This window comes from Cohnella rhizosphaerae, from assembly GCF_029525575.1.
In the GTDB taxonomy this organism is placed as follows: domain Bacteria; phylum Bacillota; class Bacilli; order Paenibacillales; family Paenibacillaceae; genus Cohnella; species Cohnella rhizosphaerae.
The window spans coordinates 324113-347317 of the sequence record NZ_JAPDIA010000001.1 but is presented as its reverse complement, the minus strand read 5'-3'; the positions used below and the strand labels follow the sequence as shown (position 1 = coordinate 347317).

Annotated in this window: 21 protein-coding genes, 5 pseudogenes and 1 riboswitch; of the genes and pseudogenes, 19 read left to right on the top strand and 7 right to left on the bottom strand. The window is 61.2% G+C overall.

Features of this window, described 5'->3' with window-relative positions; genetic code table 11:
• Positions 1–300 precede the first annotated feature (300 nt).
• Both OMP40_RS01635 and OMP40_RS01630 read left to right on the top strand, forming a co-directional pair.
• Positions 301–1185, top strand: a complete 885-nt coding sequence (locus OMP40_RS01635) for an outer membrane protein assembly factor BamB family protein (RefSeq protein ID WP_277528626.1) — start codon at positions 301–303, stop codon at positions 1183–1185.
• Positions 1148–1741 (top strand): outer membrane protein assembly factor BamB family protein, encoded by a 594-nt coding sequence (locus OMP40_RS01630; RefSeq protein ID WP_277528624.1) that lies wholly within the window; start codon positions 1148–1150, stop codon positions 1739–1741. The genes OMP40_RS01635 and OMP40_RS01630 overlap by 38 nt, the downstream gene beginning before the upstream one ends.
• A 367-nt stretch (positions 1742–2108) precedes the next feature.
• On the opposite strand, the gene OMP40_RS01625 is transcribed toward OMP40_RS01630, so the two are convergent.
• Entirely contained in the window at positions 2109–2288 is a 180-nt protein-coding gene (locus OMP40_RS01625) for a hypothetical protein (RefSeq protein ID WP_277528623.1), read from the bottom strand.
• Here OMP40_RS01625 and OMP40_RS41060 point away from each other — a divergent pair.
• The 6 genes and pseudogenes from OMP40_RS41060 to OMP40_RS41055 form a co-directional block, all read left to right on the top strand.
• Positions 2254–2703: pseudogene (locus OMP40_RS41060) on the top strand (hypothetical protein); the annotation flags it as partial. The gene OMP40_RS01625 and the pseudogene OMP40_RS41060 sit on opposite strands and share 35 nt — an antisense overlap.
• Positions 2704–3280: 577 nt before the next feature.
• Positions 3281–3324, top strand: a riboswitch (PreQ1 riboswitch).
• 132 nt (positions 3325–3456) lie between these two features.
• Positions 3457–4122: a 7-cyano-7-deazaguanine synthase QueC gene (gene queC, locus OMP40_RS01620; protein ID WP_277528621.1), complete on the top strand. Its 666-nt coding sequence runs from the start codon at positions 3457–3459 to the stop codon at positions 4120–4122.
• Positions 4122–4586, top strand: a complete 465-nt coding sequence (locus OMP40_RS01615) for a 6-pyruvoyl trahydropterin synthase family protein (RefSeq protein WP_277528620.1) — start codon at positions 4122–4124, stop codon at positions 4584–4586. The genes queC and OMP40_RS01615 overlap by 1 nt, the downstream gene beginning before the upstream one ends.
• Positions 4579–5346, top strand: a complete 768-nt coding sequence (gene queE, locus OMP40_RS01610) for a 7-carboxy-7-deazaguanine synthase QueE (protein ID WP_277529200.1) — start codon at positions 4579–4581, stop codon at positions 5344–5346. Before OMP40_RS01615 ends, queE begins: the two co-directional genes overlap by 8 nt.
• A gap of 16 nt (positions 5347–5362) precedes the next feature.
• Positions 5363–5860, top strand: coding sequence for a preQ(1) synthase (gene queF, locus OMP40_RS01605; RefSeq protein WP_277529198.1), 498 nt, complete (start codon positions 5363–5365; stop codon positions 5858–5860).
• A 216-nt stretch (positions 5861–6076) separates the two neighbouring features.
• Positions 6077–6340 (top strand): annotated as a pseudogene (locus tag OMP40_RS41055) (hypothetical protein); the annotation flags it as partial.
• Between the two features lie 54 nt (positions 6341–6394).
• Here OMP40_RS41055 and OMP40_RS01600 read toward each other — a convergent pair.
• The gene (locus OMP40_RS01600) at positions 6395–6775 is read right to left on the bottom strand and encodes a hypothetical protein (protein ID WP_277528618.1); all 381 of its coding nucleotides are present in this window, start codon (positions 6773–6775) and stop codon (positions 6395–6397) included.
• A 16-nt stretch (positions 6776–6791) separates the two neighbouring features.
• Between OMP40_RS01600 and OMP40_RS01595 the strand changes: the two genes are divergently transcribed.
• The 7 genes and pseudogenes from OMP40_RS01595 to phoU all read left to right on the top strand — a co-directional run bounded on the left by OMP40_RS01595 (position 6792) and on the right by phoU (position 12882).
• Positions 6792–7316: a methyl-accepting chemotaxis protein gene (locus tag OMP40_RS01595; protein WP_277529196.1), complete on the top strand. Its 525-nt coding sequence runs from the start codon at positions 6792–6794 to the stop codon at positions 7314–7316.
• A gap of 138 nt (positions 7317–7454) precedes the next feature.
• Positions 7455–8381 (top strand): PstS family phosphate ABC transporter substrate-binding protein, encoded by a 927-nt coding sequence (locus OMP40_RS01590; RefSeq protein ID WP_277528616.1) that lies wholly within the window; start codon positions 7455–7457, stop codon positions 8379–8381.
• A gap of 80 nt (positions 8382–8461) precedes the next feature.
• Positions 8462–9400, top strand: a complete 939-nt coding sequence (gene pstC, locus OMP40_RS01585; protein WP_277528615.1) for a phosphate ABC transporter permease subunit PstC — start codon at positions 8462–8464, stop codon at positions 9398–9400.
• Positions 9397–10285: pseudogene (gene pstA / locus OMP40_RS01580) on the top strand (phosphate ABC transporter permease PstA). The gene pstC and the pseudogene pstA overlap by 4 nt, the downstream one beginning before the upstream one ends.
• 334 nt (positions 10286–10619) lie before the next feature.
• The gene (gene pstB / locus OMP40_RS01575; RefSeq protein ID WP_277529194.1) at positions 10620–11348 is read left to right on the top strand and encodes a phosphate ABC transporter ATP-binding protein PstB; all 729 of its coding nucleotides are present in this window, start codon (positions 10620–10622) and stop codon (positions 11346–11348) included.
• 98 nt (positions 11349–11446) lie between these two features.
• A pseudogene (gene pstB, locus OMP40_RS01570) lies at positions 11447–12197 on the top strand (phosphate ABC transporter ATP-binding protein PstB).
• 25 nt (positions 12198–12222) lie between these two features.
• Entirely contained in the window at positions 12223–12882 is a 660-nt protein-coding gene (gene phoU, locus OMP40_RS01565) for a phosphate signaling complex protein PhoU (protein WP_277528613.1), read from the top strand.
• A gap of 157 nt (positions 12883–13039) precedes the next feature.
• On the opposite strand, the gene map is transcribed toward phoU, so the two are convergent.
• The 4 genes from map to OMP40_RS01545 all read right to left on the bottom strand — a co-directional run bounded on the left by map (position 13040) and on the right by OMP40_RS01545 (position 17626).
• The gene (gene map / locus OMP40_RS01560; protein ID WP_277528611.1) at positions 13040–13789 is read right to left on the bottom strand and encodes a type I methionyl aminopeptidase; all 750 of its coding nucleotides are present in this window, start codon (positions 13787–13789) and stop codon (positions 13040–13042) included.
• A gap of 7 nt (positions 13790–13796) precedes the next feature.
• The gene (locus tag OMP40_RS01555) at positions 13797–14381 is read right to left on the bottom strand and encodes a TetR/AcrR family transcriptional regulator (protein WP_277528609.1); all 585 of its coding nucleotides are present in this window, start codon (positions 14379–14381) and stop codon (positions 13797–13799) included.
• Positions 14382–14955: 574 nt separating this feature from the next.
• The gene (locus OMP40_RS01550; protein ID WP_277528608.1) at positions 14956–16917 is read right to left on the bottom strand and encodes a copper amine oxidase N-terminal domain-containing protein; all 1962 of its coding nucleotides are present in this window, start codon (positions 16915–16917) and stop codon (positions 14956–14958) included.
• Between the two features lie 190 nt (positions 16918–17107).
• Entirely contained in the window at positions 17108–17626 is a 519-nt protein-coding gene (locus OMP40_RS01545; protein ID WP_277528606.1) for an acyltransferase family protein, read from the bottom strand.
• On the opposite strand from OMP40_RS01545, the gene OMP40_RS01540 reads away from it, so the two are divergent.
• The gene (locus tag OMP40_RS01540; protein ID WP_277528604.1) at positions 17613–17795 is read left to right on the top strand and encodes a hypothetical protein; all 183 of its coding nucleotides are present in this window, start codon (positions 17613–17615) and stop codon (positions 17793–17795) included. The two genes, OMP40_RS01545 and OMP40_RS01540, sit on opposite strands and share 14 nt — an antisense overlap.
• A 138-nt stretch (positions 17796–17933) precedes the next feature.
• Here the strand turns inward: OMP40_RS01540 and OMP40_RS01535 are convergent, their stop codons facing one another.
• Positions 17934–18254, bottom strand: a complete 321-nt coding sequence (locus OMP40_RS01535; RefSeq protein WP_277528602.1) for an acyltransferase family protein — start codon at positions 18252–18254, stop codon at positions 17934–17936.
• A gap of 172 nt (positions 18255–18426) precedes the next feature.
• Between OMP40_RS01535 and polA the strand changes: the two are divergent.
• From polA to OMP40_RS01520, 3 genes and pseudogenes are all read left to right on the top strand, one after another.
• Positions 18427–21130 (top strand): annotated as a pseudogene (polA, locus tag OMP40_RS01530) (DNA polymerase I).
• A 63-nt stretch (positions 21131–21193) separates the two neighbouring features.
• Positions 21194–22135 (top strand): DNA-formamidopyrimidine glycosylase, encoded by a 942-nt coding sequence (gene mutM, locus OMP40_RS01525; RefSeq protein WP_277528600.1) that lies wholly within the window; start codon positions 21194–21196, stop codon positions 22133–22135.
• Positions 22136–22249: 114 nt separating this feature from the next.
• The gene (locus tag OMP40_RS01520; protein ID WP_277528598.1) at positions 22250–23023 is read left to right on the top strand and encodes an MntP/YtaF family protein; all 774 of its coding nucleotides are present in this window, start codon (positions 22250–22252) and stop codon (positions 23021–23023) included.
• Positions 23024–23205 lie beyond the last annotated feature (182 nt).

Below are 23205 nucleotides of genomic sequence, written 5' to 3'. Positions count from 1 at the left end.
CCGGCGCCTCCCCTTCGGCGAGCGCTGCCAACTCGGCAACCGCGTCTGCGACCGCTTCCGCGACCGCATCGGCAAGCGCGAGCGCCTCGGCCCCGGCAACGGTAACGGGCACGCAATTCGATAATTTCCCTACGTACGGCTACGATCTTGGCAATACGCGCCATGCGCCGTATACGGAAATTACCAAGGACAATGTATCGGAGCTAGGGGTTATCTGGTCCGCCGAGTTCAAAAAAGCTAGATGCCGATGTCAAAAACGGCAACCAGTCGTATCCCGTCGTCGTCGACGGCGTCATCTACGTGACGACGTCAGGCAACCAAGTGTTTGCCTTCGATGCCGTCACGGGCGGGCAGATCTGGCATTGGAAGCCGCCGGCGGAGCAAGCGGCCACCTTCAGCAAAGCTGGAATCATCGCCAATCGCGGCGTCGCCGTCGGCGAAGGCAAAGTATTCATGCTGACGATCGATAACCAGCTCGTCGCGCTGGATCAGAAGACGGGCGACCTGGTGAAGATGATCAAGCTTTCCGATTCGATCGAGGGCGTGACGCTGGAAGCCGGCTACTATGAGACGACCGCGCCGATCTACTACAAGGGCAATGTGTATATCGGCAGCAGCGGCGGCGACAACGGCGTTCGCGGCTTCGTCGCCGCCTATAAGGCGAGCGATCTGACGCCGGCCTGGGACTCGCCGTTCTGGACGGTTCCGCCCAAAGGCCAGGACTGGCTGGCGAACAGCAAATTCCAGGGGGGCGGAGCGGTATGGAATCCGCCGGCGATCGACGAAGAGACCGGCATCATGTACTTTGCGGTCGGCAACCCGGCCCCGGACTTTTACGGCGCGGACCGCCCGGGCAACAATCCCTACACGGACTCCGTCGTGGCGGTCGAAGCCGCCACGGGCAAGCTGATCTGGGCGAAGCAGGAGATCAGCCACGATCTGTGGGACTATGACGCCGCAGCCTCCCCCGATGATTTTGAACGCGACGGTCAAAGGGCAGAAGAAAAAGATCGTCGTGGAAGGCGGCAAGTCCGGCCAGTGGTTCGCCTGGGACGCGAAGACGGGCGACGTTGTCTGGGACGGCATTCCTTTCGCCAAGATCCAGCATCCGAAGCCGACCCCGGAAGGCGTACTCGTCTATCCGGGCGTGCTCGGCGGCGAGAACTATGCGCCGGAGACTTATGACCCGGAGACGAACTACGTCCTGATTCCGGGCATTGAATCGCCGTCCTTGATCAAATCGGCCAAGAGCCAGGACGAGGCGTCCACGCCGGATTCGCCAGGCGCCCAAGCCTTCGGAACGTCGCTCGGCGAAACGCCCGCAAACGTGGAGTCTTACGGCACGATTACGGCGATGAACGTCGATACGGGCAAGCAAGCCTATCAGGTCAAGACCAAGGACGCGATGCGCGGCGGCTTGACGAGCACCGATTCCGGCATCGCCTTCTACGGGGAGCTGGACGGCAAGATCAATGCGTTGGACATCAAGTCGGGCAAAGTCATCTGGACGTTCCAAACCTCGGGCGACAACATTCAAGCCGCTCCCGCCGTTTTCAAAGTTGACGGCAAGTCTTATCTTACATTTACATCCGGCGGCACGAAGCCGAAGGTATATGTATTCGGTCTCGGCGGTGACAAGACGCAGGGCAAGGCGGGTACCGCCGATACGGGCAGCGCGCACAACGCCAATGACGACAATACGAAAAACAGCGACAATACGGACAAAAAAAACCGACAATGAGGACAAATAAGCGCAGTTGCCGTTAGAAACGGACGGGGTGCCTCCGGCACCCCGTTTGCATTTGGAGAGGGGGAGCGTGTCGCATGAAAAATCGATGGACCCTGATTGTATGTTCCATGCTTGCAGTCGGCTTGACCGGGTGTTCCGGCCATGCAAATACGAACGACATGCGGGCCTCAGAATCGTCGGGTACGGCGATAGCCGGCTCGGCGAGCGCGGCCGCGGATGGCGCCAAGGGCTTAGGCGGGGAGTCCGGCAGCGTCTTAGACACCAAGGAAGAAGCGGGATCGGACGCCGAAGCGGGCACCGTCACCGAAGCGGGTACGGGCGCGGCGCTTGCGCTCGAACGAGAATCGTTCACGCTGAGTCAGTGGAAGGAAGACGGCTCGCATATGGCCGCGATGAGCGGAACGCTCAAGGTGGGCGACCTTCCGGTAGCCGGCGCCGTCATCCATGCCGGCGCCAGCAAGCGGGATATCGTCACCGCGGAGGACGGCTCGTTCGAACTGAGCGTGGACCGAAGCCTGCTGTCCGAGACGCCGGTCAAGGTCGTCTCCGTCGATCGCGCCCGGGCGGGAGGCGAGTCGCTGGACGACCAAACCGCCGGCGCGCTGCTGCAGGCCGAAGCTTCATACAGCGTCTATTATCCGATCGAGATTACGCGGACGGCCGACGCGCCGGGCAAGGAAGGCGAGGTCGAGGTGCATGCGCGGATCGTATCCGATCCCGGAGACGTCGTCACGTTTTTTCAAGTAGACAAATACCGGATCGGCGGCAAGGTGACGAACGCGGACGGATCTCCCGTAAAGGATGCCGTCGTGTGGATCGACAGGGACGAAGGCGAAGGGTTCGGCAAGTCGACCCCGACGGACGCCGAAGGCCGGTATGAGCTCTTCTACTTGCCGGAGCAGGACGAGGGCACGAACCTGAGCGTCACGATCGGCACGACGCGATACACGCTGCCGGACAACCGGGTATTCCATATTCCCGAGAATACAAGCGTTCAGATCAATATTGCGCTGCCGGACGAAGGCACGGTCATCGACGACAAGCCGCCGACGCTCGTCAGCGTCACCTCGCCCGGCGCGATGTACATGGGCGTGCTGGCGGGACTTCGCGTACCGCAAGGGACCGTCTATACCGTCACCATCCCGGACAAGGAAGGACGCTTCGTTCTGACCGTGCCCAAGTCGGTCTGGGAGACAAAGCCTTCTTTCTTCGAGACGAAAATGTCGCGGTTCGTGGAGGATCGGCAGCTGAGCTGGGGGGGATGCGCTGCCTTCCGGATTTTTGCAGGCCAAAGCGGACGATCCTACGGTGAAAGCAGGAGGGACTGCGGGCGCGACTGCGTCGGGGCCGGAGACGGACTAAACGGATCGCTTGCTGACGCCGGCGCGCCTATCGTCCGATCCCATCGATTCCGCCGCACAATAATACCCTCTGGCTATGCCCGGCGAAGGTGTGGTATAGTACCTACCGTACAACTAAAGAATAAATCCGGGCAAGGCCGCCATACATTCGTACGGTCGGCCGGCAGCGCCGGGAGAGGTTCGCGAACTCCCTCTATAAAAAACTATGCAAAAGCGGCGGCCCGTATCGGGCGCTGCCGTTTTTGACGTTCGGCGCGAAGCGGCTATAGGCCCGCTTCGCGCCGTTTCTTTAGCAACGGGAATTCAAAGATCGCTCTCCTGATGCCCGACGAGGAGCGTATAGCGATGAAACAGGAAAAAGCGGTCGTCGTCTTCAGCGGCGGCCAGGACAGCACGACCTGTCTGTTCTGGGCGAAGGAAAACTTCGCGGAAGTGGAAACGGTAACCTTTCAATACGGTCAGCGGCACGCGCTGGAGACGGAGATCGCCTCCGCCATCTCCGAAGCGCTGGGCGTCAGACATCATCTGCTCGACATGTCGCTGCTCGGGCAGCTCGCGCCGAACGCGCTCACACGCGGCGATATCGAGATTAAGCAGGAAGAAGGCGCACTTCCGACGACGTTCGTGGACGGGCGCAACCTGCTCTTCTTAAGCTTCGCCGCCGTGCTGGCCAAGCAGGTGGGCGCGAAGCACATCGTGACGGGCGTCTGCGAGACTGACTTCAGCGGCTACCCGGACTGCCGCGACGTGTTCGTCAAATCGCTGAACGTGACGCTGAATCTGGCAATGGATTATCCGTTCGTCATCGATACGCCGCTCATGTGGCTGAACAAGGCGCAGACGTGGGAGCTGGCGGACAGGCTCGGCGCGTTCGAATTCGTCAGGGACCGCACCCTGACCTGCTACAACGGCATTCCGGCCGCCGGCTGCGGCGAATGTCCGGCCTGCAGGCTGCGAGCGAACGGCTTGGCGACCTATCTTCGCGAGTCCGGAAGGGAGGACGTACGCTGATGCTGCAGCAGATCTATCCGGTGGCCCCGCATCCTTACCGCTACGAGCTGAACAAGGATCTGCAATTCGCCGCGGCGCACTTCGTGCCGGCCGTCTCCGCCGGCAAATGCAGCCGCATGCACGGCCATACGTACTTCGCCAACGTGACCGTGGCCGGAGATACGCTGGACGAAGCGGGTTTTCTCGTGAATTTCTCCGATATAAAGACGCTCATCCACGCACGCTTCGACCATACGGTGCTGAACGACGATACGGACAGCTTCGGCGCGGACGATCCGAATCGCTTCCCGACGACGGAGGTCGTGGCGAAAACGATCTGCGAGCTTGTGCAGCGCTATCTGGACGAGAAGTCCAACCATGCCGTCTGTCTGCAGGTGTTCCTGCGGGAGACGCCGACCAGCTACTGCGTCTATCGGCCATGGCCGAAAGTGTCCAGGCGGCCGGCGGGTGACGCTCATGCTTAAGCAAGCCGCGAACGATCCGGCGAGCCGCGCAGCCCGCATTCCCGTTATGGAAATATTCGGCCCGACGGTGCAGGGAGAAGGCATGGTCGTCGGCCGAAAGACGAGATTCGTGCGGACCGCCGGCTGCGATTACCGCTGCAGCTGGTGCGATTCGGCGTTTACCTGGGACGGCACCGGCAAAGACGACATTCGGCAATTGACGCCGGACGACATTATACGGGAGCTGACCGCGCTTGACGGATCCGCGCCGGATCACGTGACCCTGTCGGGCGGCAATCCCGCGCTGCTGCCGCAGCTCGGGGCGCTGATCGCGGCGCTCCGAGCCGCCGGAGCGGCCGTCGCCCTGGAAACGCAGGGCAGTAAATGGCAGGACTGGTTTTTGGAGATCGACGAGCTGACGCTCTCCCCCAAGCCGCCGAGCTCCGGCATGACGACCGACTGGGGAGCGCTCGAGCGAATCGCCCTGCGCCTCGCGCAGGGCGGGCGCCGCTTCAGCCTGAAGGTCGTCATTTTTGACGAGATCGACCTGGCTTACGCATCCGAAGTTCATCGGCGCTATCCGGGCATCCCGTTTTATTTGCAGTCAGGCAACGATCGTCTGGGCGAGCAGGATCGGATGCGGCTGCTGCCGTATTTGCTCGAGCGCTACGAATGGCTCGTCGATCGGGTCGTCGCAGATCCGGGGCTGCGGGACGTCCACGTGCTGCCCCAGCTCCATACGTGGATATGGGGGAACAAAAAAAGGCGTTTAGAACGATGAATAGGAGACGATGATGATGACGGGCAGAAGCAAGGAAGAGCTGGCGGGCGTATCGCTCCTCGGCAATCAAGGCACGCAGTACCTGAGCGCGTACGCGCCGGAGGTGCTCGAAGCGTTCGACAATCAACATCCGGGCAGAGATTATTTCGTCAAATTCAACTGTCCCGAGTTCACGAGCCTGTGCCCGATGACGGGGCAGCCGGATTTCGCGACGATCTATATTTCGTATATCCCGGACGTCAAGATGGTGGAAAGCAAGTCGCTTAAGCTATACCTGTTCAGCTTCCGCAACCACGGAGACTTCCATGAGGATTGCATGAATATCATCATGAACGACCTGATCGAACTGATGGCGCCCCGTTATATCGAAGTATGGGGCAAGTTCACGCCGCGCGGCGGCGTCTCCATCGATCCGTACTGCAACTGGGGCGCGCCCGGCACCAAGTACGAGGCGATGGCGGAGCACCGGCTTATGAACCACGATCTATATCCGGAAAAGGTCGACAACCGTTAGGTTGAACGGAAAGCGGCCATACCATACGCAAGAGCCGGCTCGACCGTCCGAAAAAAGAGACGACGCGAAGCCGGCTCCTTTTTTGTCGTTCGCATTTTTCGTTCTTTTCGTTAAAAATAGCATAATTTACATTTCACCGCACTTCCACTAACGCCGGGTTGACAAGCCGCTGATAAACTGAGCGGGTCAAGATCAGCGGATAGGGGGGTTGGGAGCATGAGTTTGCTTCTATTGGAAAAGGCGAAATCCCGGGTAACCGAAGTCGCGGAGGCGTCCCGCTCGAAAGCGGAAGCGCGGATCGCGGAGCCCGAAGCAGCGTCCGAATTCCGCGAGAGCGAGCCTGCGGAGCTCCCCAAGCATTATCCGTCGGTCGCGCTGGCGGATTGGATCCGGTCCTGCCCGCAGGTGTCGCCGGAGCAATCCTGCGGCGAGATCGCCGAGCTGTTCCGCAGGCGTCAGGAGCTCGAGTGCGTCGTCGTCGTGCATGCGGCCGGCAAGCCCGCGGGCATCGTCATGCGTCATCGCTTCTTTAAGTTAATCGGCTCGCTGTACGGCATGCCGCTGTTCGCGGACAAGCCCGTCTCGAAGCTGACGGACGTCATGGCGATGATCGCCGAGACCGATCTGTCGCCGCAGGAGCTGATCGACCGCGCGATGTCGCGCGACGAAGAGCGTATCTACGATGCCGTGATTATGACGAACGGCGGCGTCTTTAACGGCGTGCTGACGGTCAGCGACCTGCTTCAGCTCTCGCGGCTGCTTCGCAGGGAGCTCGCCGGACGGCAGATGGCGACGGTGCGCGGCGCCGAACGGATGCTGCGCGACATTCGCGGCGCGGTCGATCGGTTGGCCGGCGAGGCTTCGGAGTCTCGCGCGGGGGAGTCTGGAGATCGCGGAGCTGGCGGAGCACGGCAAGGAAGATTTGACCGAGATGCTCGGACTTTTCCGCCTCTGGACGGAGACCGCGGATCGCCAGGCCAAGTCGGTGGACGAGCTGCTCGCCCGCGTGTCGGACACGGTCGGCATCGCCAAGATGATCGCGCAGCTGGCGGATCAATGCAACCTGCTCGCGATCAACGCCCAGATCGAAGCGGCGCGGGCCGGCGCTCACGGACTGGGCTTCGCCGTCGTCGCGCAAGAAGTGCGCCAGCTCGCCGACGAGACGAAGTCGCAGGCCGGCCAGATCCGCGAACAGCTGGGCGGCATGGCGGCTTCTGCGGCGGCCGCGGCCGCGCACGTCCGCGAAGGCAAAGAGGGCGCGGACCGCGGCATGCTGCAGGTGCGCAAGGCGGAAGAGACGTTCGGCCGGCTCTGGGCGCAAAGCTCCGTAAACGCAAAAGGAACCGAGCATCTCGAGACGGCTTCCCGCGAGGCGTCGGCCATGTCGGAGCAAATCGCCGCGCAGGTCGCCAAGCTCGCCGCGCAGATGAACGCTTCGCCCGAAGAAAAATATTAAAGAAAGAAAAATATTAACGAACGACATTTTTAACATTGCGTTAACAATACGCGAATACAAGATTGACGATTGGCCGCTAGAATCAGAGATGTGCTTGAGAGCAAACATATAAACACAATTTGAAAGGGGCTCTATTCCTTGAAAAAATCTCTGCTCGTACTGACGACGCTCGCACTTAGCATCTCGCTTGCCGCTTGCGGAAAAAACAACAACGCCAATAACGCGAACGCAGGCGGATCGTCGAGCGCTCCGGCAAGCGCGGCAGTAAGCGGCGCCTTCAGCGCAGCGGGCTCCACCGCGCTTCAACCGCTGGTCGACCAAGCGTCCAAGAAGTTCATGGATCTCAACAAGGACGTCACGATCACCGTGAACGGCGGCGGCAGCGGCGCCGGCCTGTCCCAAGTATCGGAAGGCACCGTGCAAATCGGCAACTCCGACGTGTTCGCGGAAGAGAAGCTGAAGGATGCCGACGCGGAAAAAGCGAAAGAGCTCGTCGACCACCAAGTCGCGGTCGTGTCGATCGCAGCCGTCTCCAACAAGGACGTAGGCGTGGACAACCTGACGAAAGCGCAGCTGGTCGACATCTTCACCGGTAAAGTGACGAACTGGAAGGACGTCGGCGGCAAGGATCAAAAAATCGTCCTCGTCAACCGTCCCGCAAGCTCCGGCACGCGCGCTACGTTCGAAAACTTCGCCCTCGGCGCGAAGTCTGAAGATCTGCCCGACTCGATCACGGAAGACGCATCCGGCACGGTTCGCAAGCTCGTCTCCGAAACGCCCGGCGCAATCGGCTACCTGGCGCTCTCCTACCTCGACGACTCGATTCAAGCGCTGAAGTACGAAGGCGTTGAGCCGACGGCCGAAAACGTAGCGTCCGGCACTTATCCGGTTTGGGCATACGAGCACATGTACACGAAGGGCGAGCCTGAAGGCGCGGTCAAGGCATTCCTCGACTACATGCTGAGCGACGAAATTCAAGGCACCGACGTGAAGGATCTGGGCTACATCCCTGTCAGCGACATGAAGGTTACGCGCGACGTGGAAGGCAAAGTATCCAACAAATAATAAATATAATGCACGAGAATAGCCGGCAGAGGCGGACCTGGTAACGGGCGCCTCTCTTGCCACGTTAAGGAGAGGCTCGCATGAATTTGACCCAAACCCGCCCGGCTGCGGATGCCGTCGCGAAGGACGGACGCGGCAAATTTCCGAAGCACAAGCTGGAGGAGCTCCGCGGCAGAGGATACGTGATGTTTTGCGTGCTGCTGCTGATCGTCATCATCTTTTCGATCGTCTACTTTATCGCTTCGAGAGGCTTGACGCCGTTCGCGAGCCAGGGCGTGAGCGTCGGCGAGATGCTCGGCGGCCTGAAGTGGTCGCCCGAAGCGGACACGCCGCGCTTCGGCGCGCTGCCGTTTCTGTTCGGCTCCTTCGCGACTTCGCTGCTCGCCGCCGTCATCGCCGCGCCGCTCGGCATCTGCGCCGCGATCTTCATGACCGAGATGATGCCCAAGGTCGGCAAAAATATTTTGCAGCCCGCGATCGAGCTGCTCGCCGGCGTTCCCTCGGTCGTCTACGGCTTCGTCGGCCTCAGCGTCGTCGTGCCCTTCCTCCGGGACGTATTCCCCGGACAGGGCGTCGGCATACTGGCGGGCGGCATCGTGCTGTCCGTCATGATTCTCCCGACGATCACGACCGTCGCGACGGACGCGCTGCGCAGCCTGCCCGCCGGCCTGAAGGAAGGCTCCTACGCGCTCGGCGCCACGCGCTGGCAGACGATCTCGCGGCTCGTCATTCCGACGACGCTGCCGTCGCTCATGACCGGCGTCGTGCTGGGCATCGCCCGCGCGTTCGGCGAAGCGCTCGCCGTGCAGATGGTCATCGGCAACGCGCCGCACATCCCGCACTCGCTGACCCAATCCGCAGCGACGCTGACGAGCATCATCACGCTGTCGATGGGCAATACGACGAGCGGCTCGCTGCACAACAACGCGCTGTGGAGCCTTGCGCTCATTTTGCTGATCATGACGTTCCTGTTCGTATTCGTCGTCCGGCTGCTGGAGAGGAGAGTGAAGCACGCGTGAAGGCCAAATCCGTAGACCGCATCATGACCGGCGTCATCGTCGGCGTCGGCTTTTTTGATCATCGCGCTGCTTGCCGCGCTGCTCGGCTACCTGCTAATCCGCGGGCTCGGCCATATCAGCTGGCACTTCCTCACCTCGCCGCCCGAATCGATCCGCGCGGGCGGCGGGATCGGACCCCAACTGTTCAACTCGCTGTTCCTGCTCGTGCTGACGATGATCATCACGGTGCCGCTCGGTCTCGGCGCGGGCATCTACATGAGCGAGTATGCCAAGCAAAACCGGCTGACCGCGTTCATCCGTCTGATCGTCGAGGTGCTGTCTTCGTTCCCGTCGATCGTCGTCGGCCTGTTCGGCCTTCTGGTCATCGTCAACCGCTTCGGCCTCGGGCTGTCGCTCATGTCCGGCGCGCTCGCGCTGACCGTGTTCAACCTGCCGCTCATGGTTCGCATCACCGAACAGGCGCTTCGGGCCGTGCCGCGCGAGCAGAAGGAAGCCGGGCTCGCGCTCGGGCTGTCCCGCTGGCGCACGATCACGACGGTCATGCTGCCGATCTCGCTGCCCGCCATCGTCACGGGCACGATCCTCGCCGCCGGCCGCGTATTCGGCGAAGCCGCCGCGCTGCTGTTCACGGCCGGCATGAGCTCGCCGCGGCTCGACTTCACGGACTGGAATCCGCTGCACCATACGTCGCCGCTGAATCCTTTCCGTCCCGCCGAGACGCTCGCCGTGCACATCTGGAAGGTCAACAGCGAAGGGCTCGCGCCGGATGCCGCGCAGATTGCGGCTGGCGCTTCGGCCGTGCTCATCATTACCGTGCTCGTATTCAACCTCGGCGCCCGCTGGCTTGGCCGCGTGCTGTACCGCAAGCTGACGGCAGGACGGTAAGACCGGCGTCGGCCGGATCGCCTGGAACCTAAAGGAGGAATTCATCGTGACTTTGATCGCATCCGATAAGACGGAGACGCAGCGCAATGCCGCTCCGGCAGCCGGCCAACATCCGGCAAATGCCACCTTGCCGGCCCATTCGCCTGGCGCAAACGCACTTAACGCCGGCACGGGAACCGTCCTGCCGCCTGCGCCCTCCGCAACGCCTGCACCGCCTGCGTCCGGATCGAAGCCAGCGTCCGCGGAGACGCCGAAGCCTGCGCCGTCCAAGCCGGAAGCAAGCGGAGCCGCCCGCACGCAAGCCGCGCCGCCGCCCGCGTTTTACACCAAGGACCTGTCCGTCTTCTATGGCGAAAAGCAGGCGATCAAGCAAGTCAGCATGGCGTTCCCGGATCGTCAGGTCGTCGCGCTCATCGGACCCTCGGGCTGCGGCAAGTCGACGTTTCTGCGGTCGCTCAACCGAATGAACGATCTGATCCCGGGCGCTTCGATCGAAGGGGAGATCTGGATCGGCGGCCACAACATTTGCGATTCGAAGACGGACGTCGTGCGGCTCCGCCAGAAGATCGGGATGGTATGGCAGCGCCCGAATCCGTTTCACAAGTCGATCTACGAAAACGTCGCGTTCGGCCCGCGCTATCATGGCGTGAAAAGCAAAGCCGCGCTCGACGAGCTCGTCGAGGAATGCCTGCGCAAGACGGCGCTGTGGGACGAGGTCAAGGATCGTCTGCACCAATCCGGCCTCGCGTTGTCCGGCGGCCAGCAGCAGCGTCTGTGCATCGCGCGCTCGATCGCGGTCAAGCCCGACATTCTGCTCATGGACGAACCGGCCTCCGCGCTTGACCCCGTGTCCACCGCCAAGGTAGAGGAGCTGATCGCCGAGCTGAAGCGGGACTATACGATCGTCATCGTCACGCACAACATGCACCAGGCCGCGCGCGTATCCGACAAGACGGCGTTTTTCTTCCTCGGCGATCTGGTCGAGTACGACGAGACGAACAAGATTTTCACCAACCCGTCGCGCAAGTCGACGGACGACTACATCTCCGGGCGTTTCGGCTGATCGCGCGAGCGACGGCGCATGAACGGGCGGCCGCCGGCGACCGGCAGGACGCGGGACGGGACCGCGGAGCCAAAGCCCAACGAGGAGGAGGAGCGCAAGTGATTATCGAGACCAAACGGCTGCAGCTTTACTACGGGAAGTTCCATGCGCTTAAAAACGTGGATCTGTCCATTCCCGAAAAGAGCATCACGGCGTTCATCGGCCCTTCGGGCTGCGGCAAGTCGACGCTGCTGCGGACGCTCAACCGCATGAACGATACGATCCCCGGCGTGCACATCGAGGGCGAAGTGGTCATCCAGGACCGCAACATTTACGACGGGCAGACGGAGGTCGAATTTCTTCGGAAGCGGGTCGGCATGGTGTTCCAGCAGCCGAATCCTTTTCCGAAGACGATCTACGATAACGTCGCCTATGGCCCTCGCCTTCACGGCGTGACCAAAAAAGTCCGAGCTGGACGGCATCGTCGAGAAGAGCTTGCGCTCGGCGTCGCTTTGGAACGAAGTCAAGGACGTATTGAAGAAGTCGGCCTGGGGCCTGTCGGGCGGCCAGCAGCAGCGACTTTGCATCGCGCGCGCGCTTGCCATCGAGCCGGACATCCTGCTGATGGACGAATCGACCTCGGCGCTCGATCCGATCTCCACGACGAAGATCGAGGAGCTCACCCGAGAGCTGAAAAAAAGTTATACGATCGTCATGGTCACGCATAACATGCACCAGGCAGCCAGAATTTCGGACCGGACGGTGTTTTTCCTGAACGGAGAGGTAGTGGAGTCGGCGGACACGGAGCAGCTGTTCCGGGCGCCGCGCGATCAAAGGACGGAGGACTATATCTCCGGCAGATTCGGTTAAACGACCGGGAAGGGGCAATCGGCTAATGACGGCAAGAAGGGAATTCGATATCGGACTCGTACAACTGCAGAACATGCTGGTGGAGATGGGGGACCGCGTGGAGAAGGCGCTCGGCGACGCGATGCAGGCGCTGGAGGGCTTGAACGGTCCGCTCGCGCAGCGGATCGTCAAAGCCGACCCTGAGCTGAACCGGCTCGAGGAGCGCATCGCGGATCTGGGGTCCAAGCTGATCGCGACGCAGCAGCCCGTGGCGAAGGATCTGCGCCGCATCCTCGTGGCGCTCAAAATCTCCTCGGACCTTGAGCGGATGGGCGACCTGTCCGTCGACATCGCCAAAGTCGCGATTCGGCTGGAAGGCCAGTCGCTGATCAAGCCGCTCGTGGACCTGCCGCGCATGGCGACGCTGGCGCAAGGGATGATCGGCGAGTCGATTCGTTCCTACATCGACGAGAACGTCGACCTGGCCTACAAAATGGCCAAGGACGACGATAGGATCGATGCGCTTTACTCCCAGATTTTGCGCGAGTTGTTCGAGATGGCCGGCGAGAACCAAAAAAACGTCGGCCAGGCAATGAACCTGTGTTTTGTCGGCCGCTACATCGAGAGGATCGCGGATCATGCGACGAACATCGGCGAGAACGTCGTTTTCCTCGTCGTCGGCACGCGTCCCGATCTGAATCAGTAACCTTAAAGCGCGCGGACGCAGCATGCTGTAAAACTTCGCGATGAAGGTGGTTCCTCTTGCAGAGCTTGACACTGCAAGGAGAACGCCTTTTTTTGCGTTTATGGCAGCGCACAAAAAAAGAAGTCGACCGGTTCATTGGTCGACTTCCTCTTCCTCGTTACGATTGTGCGGTTAAAATCTGCGGACCTTCCGACGTGATGGCGATCGTATGCTCGTACTGGGCGGCGAGCTTGCGGTCCCGCGTCCGCGCTGTCCAGCCGTCCGCATCGATGGTCATCTCATAGGTCCCCTCGGTAATCATCGGCTCGATCGTGAACACCATGCCCTCCTTGAGGCGAAGCCCTCTGCCGGGTTTGCCGACGTGCATATAGTTCGGATCCTCGTGCAGGTCACGTCCGATGCCGTGCGCGAGAAGATCGCGCACGACGCCGAAGCCGTTCGACTCGGCATGCCGCTGGATGGCGCTCGTCACATCGCCCAGCCGATGGCCGGGCTGCGCCTGAGAGATGCCGAGGTCCAGGCATTCCTTCGTGACGCGCATCAGCTTGTCGGCCGTCGGCGAGATGTGCCCGACCGCATAGGTCCAGGCCGAATCGCCCAGCCAGCCGTCCAGCTCCGCGACCGTATCGATCGTCACGATATCGCCTTCTTCAAGCGGTTTATCGCTGGGGAACCCATGGGCGATTACGTCGTTGACGGAGGCACAGGTCGCATAGGGATAGCCCTTGTAGCCTATCTGAAATGGTTTTGCGCCGTGCTTCAACATGATCTCCTCGAATATACGATTAATCTCGTTGGTGGTGATACCCGGTTGGATCAGCGGCGCGATGTTACGATGGCATTCGGCGACGACCTGACATGCCTTGCGGATGGCTTCGATTTCATGCTTGCTTTTTAAGATGATCATGGTCGTATCAGGACTCCTTCGTAATAGCTTGCATGGCGAGCCGGACGATTCGATCGACGTCCAGGTCGGACGTGCCTGCATAGTAGCGCAACCCGCAGCAGCCGACGAGCACGGCAAGCATATGGTCGACGCTGTCGTCCTCGCGGCGGGCGATCGATTGGAGCGGCGTATACAGCCGTTCCATGAAACGTCGCTTGCTGACGTGGCGGTCCTTCTCGGGCAGGCCGGCGTAATGCTCGGAGGCCATCTTGTAGACGAGATACGCTCTGGGGTCCGACTGCCAAAGCGCGAGCAGCGTCCTGCAATACGTCAATAGCTGCTTCTCGTCCGGGCTGCCGCCGCAGTCGTCCGCCCATTTTTCCAAAGCTTGCTCGGATCGCTCGAAGCCGCTGCTCAGCACGTCTTCGATCAATAAATGCCGGTTGGGATAGTAATGGTACACCGTTCCGTAGCCGAGCTCGGCCTCGCACGCGACATCGCGAATATCGAAGCTGCCGCCCGTCCGGAAGTAGGCGCGCGCGGCGGCGTCCAGAATCTGCTCTCTGCGCTGCATGCGGATGAGCTCGTTTTGTTCTTTCGTTCGGGGGCACATCGGCGCTTGAACCTCCTGTTATAGACCTGCAAATATGTCGATTTAAAAATAGTAGCATGCGGCGCGGCAAGATGCAACTGAACGGGGGGAATGCCCGGATATAGGGGGACAGACGATACGTTCCGCCTCACTTCGCGCGGCGAGCTGCCCTGCGGCTGTTCTGCGGCTATCCTGACGTTCGGCGAGGCGGCGCTTGGGCTGTCGACCTCACGCATTTCGGTTGTGCCAAAAAGATGCGGGCAGCCGCTGAAGGCAAGTCAGTCAAGGGCTATCGGACACAGGAGACGTTATTGCTTTAAAATCTATCCGAATGGTGATCGTTTAGGACTGTAGGGACGTTATTCGAGCAGATGGAGGCTGAAAAAGGCAGGAAATCCCGCAATAGCGGCGCCTGGGTCCGCGAGCGGCCCGCCACTCGCGATTTGCACAAAAATAACGGCTCCCCAGTCCATCCGAGCCGCGCGTATGCGCAATCTAAAGGCCGAAGAAGCTCGTTCTATACTTTATTGAGTCGTCTCCGAATAAAAAAAAGGCTTCGCCGTCTTTAAGGACGTCGAAACCTTTCTTTGTTGCGTTATTTCATCGGAATAAACATGAGCGTGATCGGCAGATTGGAGCCAAGCGCCGTCAGGTACGAGATCTCGACCGTCTCATTGTACTGTCCGGTGCGATAAACCGGCGTCGCGACGTTCGGATTTTCCAGGATGCTCGTGTTGGTGACGGGCACCTTCACGCCGTTGACGAGGAAGGCGCCGGTGTAAATGCCGCCTCGCGCGTTAAGCGAGATGAGAGTGTTTGCCTTGACCTGCACCGTCATGTGGTAGACGACGCCGAAGTTGCCCCAGTTGTTCTCGGGCTGGCCGTTCAACTGGTCGATGCCGTCGAGCGCCGGGTCGATGCTGTGGTCGCCGAACACGATGCGCTTCGGCGTATCGCCCAGCGTGTCGTTGATGACGATCTCGCGGTCGGCGCCCTGGAAGGTGCCGCGGATATGCTTGCCGTCGCGCTTCATGACGCCGAGCGTCGGCAGCGTGGCAAGCGGATCGTCGCCGCTCTTCACGGCGAACAGCGTGAACTTGACGTTCGTGGACGTGCTGAGATCCGCGTAGGCGGAGAAGGTCTGGCCTTTGGACAGCGCCTTCTGGTTCAGCTCGGGCACGATCAGCTTGGTCGCGCCGGGCGCCAGCCAGGTCGTCGTGGTCGACAGGTTGTCGCGCGAATCCAGATAGCGGATCGCCGCCATCTTGCCCGTATAAGCGCCGAACGTCTCGGGTCCCGCGCTGCCCCATGCGCCGAGATCGAGCGCCGCCGATTCGGTCGCGCTCTCGTTGGTCGCGGCGAGGTAAATCTTGAGCGGCTCGGCGCCGAGATTCTGATGGTACAGGAACAGGCGGAGGTCGCCGGACAGCGTATCGCGATACAGAACGCCCGGTCCCGTCAGATCCTCGGGGCTGTCGGAGGCGATAAGCGCCCGGTTCGTATTATAGAAAGTATAAGGCACGGTCGGAATCTTGAGGACGTCCGCGCCGACGATCGGATACTTGTCGCCCACGAGGGTGAAGCGCTCATTGAATTCCTTCTCCGTATACATGACGTCCGTCGTGATGTTGATCGTCTTGGAAAAGTCCGAAATGCTGCCGTGCCTGTCGGTCACGCGAAGCGAGATCGTCTGCGGGCCGGATACGAAGAAGCCGCGCTTGTTGTTCGACCACTCGGTCGACACGATCGCGTTCTCGTCGTCGTACGACTGGTCCGTGTACGTGATCGGCTCGCCGATCATATACGTGTCCTTGTCGGTCGTAAACTGCGCGACCGGCGGCTGGTTCGGCGGGAGCACGGTGATCGTGACCGTGTACGGGTCAAGCCAGTTGCCGGCCATGTCCTGCACGCTGCGGGAGATCACGTATGTACCGGGTTCGGGGAATACGCTTAAATTGCCGTCCCAGCTCTCGGACCAGATCTTGCTCGGATTTTTGGAGAGGCTGGTGTAAGTGACCTGCGTCTCGCCGGCATAAATCACGTCCTGATCGACCTTGAAGTCGGCGGTCGGCGCGACGCTCCAGGTAAGCGATACGGTGCCGGGCGCAGCCGACAGCGTGGAGCCGGTCGCCTTGACCCAGTCGCGCAGCGGCACCATCAGGCTGCCGTTGTAAATATAGGTCTTGCCGGACGAGGCCACCTTCGCGCCGTTCAGCCAGAAGGCAGTGCTGCCTGTCTTGAATTCGACCGCGTTGCCGTCCGTCGATATCGTATACGACCTGGAGGCGGCGTTGTACGTAATCTTGTAGCCGAATCGGGCAGCCAACATGGATACGGGCGCATAGGTAACGCCTTTGACGATGAGCGCAGGCTGCGGCGAGGCGTACGTCGTGCCGTTGACCGATACTTGGGCTTTGTTCAGGGTGAGCGTAAGAACGTTGTCGCCGGGGCCGGCCGCCGTAGCGACGTGAGAGGCCGTCGGGGCGAGCAGCGTGACGAGGAGCGCGGCCGCGGTGAGCCATTTGATCAAGCGTTGTCTTTCGAGCTTCCAATTCATAGTGCCAAAGTCTCCTTTTACTTCATAAAATCCGACGATTACGGTTGCATTCGACTCTATTCTAGACGAAAGCGGCAATCAAAAGTTGCGTTGAATTCGTGAAGAAACGGCGAACAAAAAAGCCGCCCGCAAGGACGGCCTTCCATTTTTGCGCCGGAATTGGCTATGAAATAAGGCTGCTCTCTATTTTTTAACGGGAAGCCGTTGCCTTCTTTTTAGGTACGGAGGAGGTGCCGAACAGGATCCAGGCCCACCGGAAGTTGCGCTGAATCGCCCAAGCGATGCCCCAAGCTACGAGGAGCGCGGACAGGAATTCGCAGGCGTAATAAACGTGGAACGCCAGGCTGCCGCCAGGAACCGGGATGTCGCGGTAATAATACAGCACGGCGGGATGAATGAGGTAGATGCCGAACGAGCAGACGCCGATATTGCCGAGCGTGCGGGTCCATACCGCCTTGGGCCGGCGTATCAACGCGTTCGAGAGCAGGAACAGCGAGATCGCGGACATGAGATTGAACACAAACTGCGTGTAGGCGAAAACCTGACCGTCGGCCCAGTCCTTATTTACCATGCCTTGATAGCGCAAATAAACGTAATAGGCGCCGGACACAATCCACAGCGCGTACGCGAGGATCACGGACAGCCGGCGAACGGCGGGACGGTCCGCGAACCACGCCAGAATCCGCTCGTAGTGGATGGCGATCCACATCGCGACGGCGAATATGCCGAAGTACGAGATGAACAGGCTGCCCGGTGCGATGGAGCACGTTCGGCCATCCGGACTGGTGGACGATGTATTCGCGGTTCAAGTAAAAGTAGGCGAATTGAAGCACGATGCCGATCCACCAGATGTGGCGGCGCGCCCAGCCGCTGCGTAGCGCGAGCAGCAGGATGGGGAACAGGACGTAGTACTGGATGATGACGAACATGAAGTACAAGTGTCCGTAAGCTTGTCCGGTGAGCAGTTGTCCCAGAAATTTGGTCGCCGAATCGGGGGGCGGCGCGAAATCCTTTTTTTAGAAAAAAAATACAGCAAGCTGAAAATCGCGTACGGGAGCACGGCTCCCCAAATGCGTTTGCGGTAAAAAAGTCGCGATCGTGCCGCCGTTCAAAGGCTTGCCCGCGTAATTGTACGTCAGCACGAAGCCGCTGATAAAAATAAAGGCAGGCACGGCGAACACGGCGAACTCGTGCAGGAACACGTATAAGCCGTAAAAGGAAGAAGACGTCTGCAGCTGAACCAGGGCATTGCTCGTGGAATGAATCATGACGACGGCCAGTATCGCCATCGCGCGCAACAAGTTGATCTCCGGAATGTAGCGCCTCGGTTGGGTCAACGCGGAACTCTCCTTACTGTTTGAATTTCATAGCCATCTTAACACAGCCCGCGGACGCCGGGTGCTTAAACTTTCCTTAATGAGGGATCGGCGCCGGTCGTCGCCCGGCCTTCGGGGTTTATGGTATGATTGTTGTTAATGGAAGAAGAACGGATGGAGCGTGCGTAAACCGATGGCGAACAGATGGAAAACCACTCAAGTAGATGGCGGGCGGGACAAGCTGCTCTTGATCGACGGCAACAGTATCGTATTCCGGGCGTTCTACGCGATGCCGCCGCTGACGAATTCCGCCGGCTTGCATACGAACGCGGTGTTCGGGTTCACGACGATGCTGCTCAAGGTACTCGAGGAGGAGCGCCCGACGCACCTGCTCGTGGCGTTCGACGCGGGCAAGACGGTTTTCCGCCACGAAGGCTTCGCCGAGTACAAGGGCGGACGGCAAAAAACGCCGCCGGAGCTGTCCGAGCAGTTTCCGCTGCTCAAGGAGCTTTTGGACGCGTTTTCGATTTTCCGTTACGAGATTCCCGGCTACGAGGCGGACGATATTATCGGCACGCTGACGAAGCAGGCCGAGCAAGCGGGCATCGAGGCGGTCGTCGTCTCGGGCGACAAGGATATGCTGCAGCTGGCGTCCGAGCGGACGAGCGTGCTCCTCACGCGCAAGGGCGTGAGCGAGACGGAGCGCTATACGCCGGAGGCGATCGGGGAGAAGTACGGGCTCACGCCGCTTCAGATCATCGATCTGAAGGGTCTGATGGGCGATGCCTCGGACAATATTCCGGGCATTCCCGGCGTCGGGGAGAAGACCGCGCTCAAGCTGCTAGCGGAATACGGCAGCGTCGAGGAAGTGCTGGCCCATGCCGGGGAGATCAAAGGCAAACTCGGCGAGAACGTGCGCGGCAACATGGAATCGGCGAAAATGAGCAAGGAGCTGGCGACGATCCTGCGCGAAATTCCGGTCGAGCGGAGCTGGGAGCAGCTTGCCTGGGAAGGCGCGGAGCATCCGGCTTTGCTCGCGGCGCTGCGCAAGCTCGAGTTCAAGTCGCTCATCGAGCGGCTGGCGCTGAGCGAGGGCGAAGCGGACGCGGCGTCCGTCGCCGCAAGCCGCAGCCGCCTACGAGACCGTGCGCGTGCACGATGCCGCGGACTGGTCGGCGCTCGCGGAGGCGCTCCCGCATGCCGAGAGCTTCGTCCTTGATGCGAATGGCGACAACCCGCATCAGAGCGAAGGCATCGGCATCGCGATCGCCGCGGGAGAGCGGGTATACGCGCTGCCGTTCGAGGCGCTGCACTCGGCGCCCGAAGCCGCGCCGCTGAGAGATTGGCTCGCCGACGCCGGCGCGCCGAAGACCGGCTACGACCTGCACCGCGCGGAGCTCGTGCTGGCGCGTCACGGACTCGAGCTGCGCGGCCAGGCGTTCTGCTGCTTGCTCGCGGCGTACCTGCTCGACCCGACAGACGCAGACCCGTCGCTCGCCGGACTGCTCGCGAAGACGGGCTTGCCCGGCATCGCATCGGACGAGGCGGCCTACGGCAAGGGCGCGAAGTTCCGCGTGCCGGAGCAGGAGGCGCTGGCCGCGCATCTGGCGGCCAAGGCGGACGCGGTCCGGCGGCTCGCCTCGCGGCAGGCGGCCGAGCTCGAAGAGGCGGGCATGAAGCCGCTGTTTTACGAGCTCGAGCAGCCGCTCGCGATCATCCTTGCCGATATGGAAAAGCAGGGGATCGTCGCGCAGGCCGAAGCGCTCGAAGAGCTGGGCAAGGACTTCCAGGCGCGAATCGGCCAGATCGTAAGCGAGATCTACCGGATCGCCGGCTTCGAATTCAACATCGGCTCGACCCGGCAGCTGGGCGAGGTGCTGTTCGACAAGCTCGGCCTGCCCGTCGTCAAGAAGACGAAGACCGGCTATTCGACGGACGCGGAAGTATTGGAGAAGCTGGAGCCTTACCACGAGATCGTGCGGCTTATCCTGCACTACCGCCAGCTCGCCAAGCTGCAGTCGACATACATCGAGGGCCTGCTGAAGGAAATTCGGCCGGAGGACGGCAAGATTCACACTTACTACCGACAGACGATCGCCGCGACGGGACGGCTGAGCAGCCAATATCCGAACCTGCAGAACATCCCGATCCGCATGGAGGAGGGACGTCAGATTCGCAAGGCGTTCGTGCCCTCCGAGCCGGACTGGCTGATTCTCGCCGCCGACTACTCGCAGATCGAGCTTCGGGTGCTGGCGCATATTTCCGGGGACGAAGGGCTCAAGGAAGCATTCCGTCTGGAAATGGACGTGCACACGAAAACCGCGATGGACGTGTTCGGCGTCAGCGCCGAGCAGGTGGACGGCAATATGCGCCGCAGCGCCAAAGCCGTCAACTTCGGCATCGTGTACGGCATCAGCGACTATGGCCTGTCCCAGAATCTCGGCATCACGCGGAAGGAAGCGGCGTCCTTTATCGAGCAGTACTTCGCGGCTTTCCCGGGCGTGCGCCGGTATATGGACGACATCGTCGCCCAGGCGAAGCAGGACGGTTACGTCAAGACGCTGCTCGAGCGGCGCCGCTATCTGCCGGACATCCGCTCGTCGAACTTCAACCTTCGTTCGTTCGCTGAGCGCACCGCGATGAATACGCCCATCCAGGGCACGGCCGCCGACATCATCAAGCTTGCCATGGTTCGTATGGCCGAGGCGCTCAGGGACAAGGGGCTGAAAAGCCGGATGCTGCTTCAGGTGCATGACGAACTCGTATTCGAGGTGCCGCCGGAAGAGCTGGATACGATGAAAAAGCTCGTGCCGGAAGTGATGGCCTCCGCGCTGCCGCTCGACGTGCCGCTGAAGGCGGAGGTCAGCGCGGGCGTCAACTGGTACGAGGCGAAATAAGCGTCGCGTGCCGGATCGGACGGCAGCGGATCGACAGTCACCTTAGAGAAAGGATGAACGAAAATGCCGGAACTCCCGGAGGTAGAGACGGTCAGGCGTACGCTGAGCGAACTGATCGTAGGCAAGCGGATTCGGGCGGTCACGGTGCGACTGCCGCGCATTCTGCAAAAGCCGGACGATCCAGACCTGTTCGGCGCGATGCTGGAAGGGCGGACGTTCACGGCCGTCGAGCGGCGGGGCAAGTTTCTGCGGCTGATGCTGGACGGACTCGTGCTCGTCTCCCATCTGCGCATGGAAGGACGCTACGGCCTGTTCGCGGACGACGCGCCGCTCGACAAGCACACGCACGTCATTTTCCACTTTACGGACGGCACCGCGCTGCGGTATACGGATGTGCGTCAATTCGGCACGATGCATCTGTTCCCCGCCGGCGAGGAGCTCGCGTCGCCGCCGCTCGCGAAGCTCGGGCTCGAGCCGCTCGAAGCGGGCTTCACCGCGGAAGCGCTGCGAGGCTCGCTGGGCCGCCGGAATACGAAGATCAAGCCGCTGCTCCTCAATCAGGAATGGATCGTGGGGCTCGGCAATATTTATGTAGACGAGGCGCTTCATCTGGCAGGCATTCATCCGGAGCGGATGGCCGGCGAATTGAAGCCGAAGGACTGGCGTCGGCTGCACGAGGCGATCGTGACGACGCTGACGGCGGCAGTCGAAGCCGGCGGCTCTTCGGTCAAGTCCTACGTTAACGGACAGGGCGAGATGGGGATGTTCCAGCATCGGCTGCGCGTATACGGCAGGACCGGCGAGGCCTGTCCGGCCTGCGGTCATCCGATAGCCAAGTCGGTCGTCGGCGGACGCGGCACGCATGTGTGCGCGAAGTGCCAGAAGCCGCCGAAAGGCGCGGCTGGCCCGGCGAGCGGCGTCAGCGCGGCTGCGTCCAAACGGTACCGCGAAAGCGGAAGTGCCGTTAAGCGCAGGCTGGACGGCGCCGTCGCGAGCGAATCGTAACCGATTGTTTGAAATCGAAGCGGGCATTCGCCTGCCTTTCTGCATAGGATGAACAGAACCGTCGATCCCTACCCGGGCTCGTCGGCATGTCTACGCCATGCAGGAGGTACGGTCATGCTCGCACATTCGGCATCATTGTTGTTTCTCGCGTTCGCAGTCAGTCTGGATGGCTTCGGTGTCGGCATTACGTACGGTCTGCGCAAGATTCGCATCCCGCTCACGTCGATCGCGATCATCGCGGCCTGCTCGGGCGCGGTTATCCTCATTTCCATGCTCGTCGGATCGCTTATCGCCGGATGGCTGTCTCCGTATGGATCCAAAGCTGTCGGCGCGGCGATCTTGATCGGGATCGGGACTTGGGCATTAATTCAATTCGCGCGAAATCGCAAGGCAGACGACGACGGGAATCGCGCGTCGGACGGCAGTACTGCAGACGGTGGCGAGAAAAAAGCTGACGCGACAAGCGCGATGGATGGCGGATATCCGGCTGCCAGAACCGTCGAGCAAGCGTCGCATGCGGCGGACGCCGATGGCGCTGTGCCGATGCTGACGCTTGAGCTGCGCGTATTCGGTCTGATCATTCAAATTTTGCGGACGCCTTCGATCGCCGACGTCGACCGGTCGGGCATCATCACATCGGGAGAAGCGCTGCTGCTCGGCATCGCGTTATCGCTGGACGCTTTCGGCGCCGGCATCGGGGCGGCGCTCGTGGGGTTCCCGGCCATGCCGACGGCTCTTCTGATCGCCGCGGCGAGCGGCATGGTTCTTTGGGCGGGCATGCGCGTCGGATTTTTGGCGGCGGGTCTGCGTTGGGTGCAGCGGCTTACCGTATTGCCGGGCATTATTTTGATCGTAATGGGCATATTCAAGCTGATGCACGCCTCTTGAACGTCCGCCGCAATGCGCGCTTTATTTGGTTCATGCCATTATCCCATTGACTCAGCGGCAGGGTCGGCAACCGGTACATGGACACGATTCTGAGCCGAGGGGATAATGGCATGGTTGGGCGATGCGACAGGTTGGCGGCGAACGACTCGCCGAGGCCCGCAACGTCCCCGTCCGTTTGAACG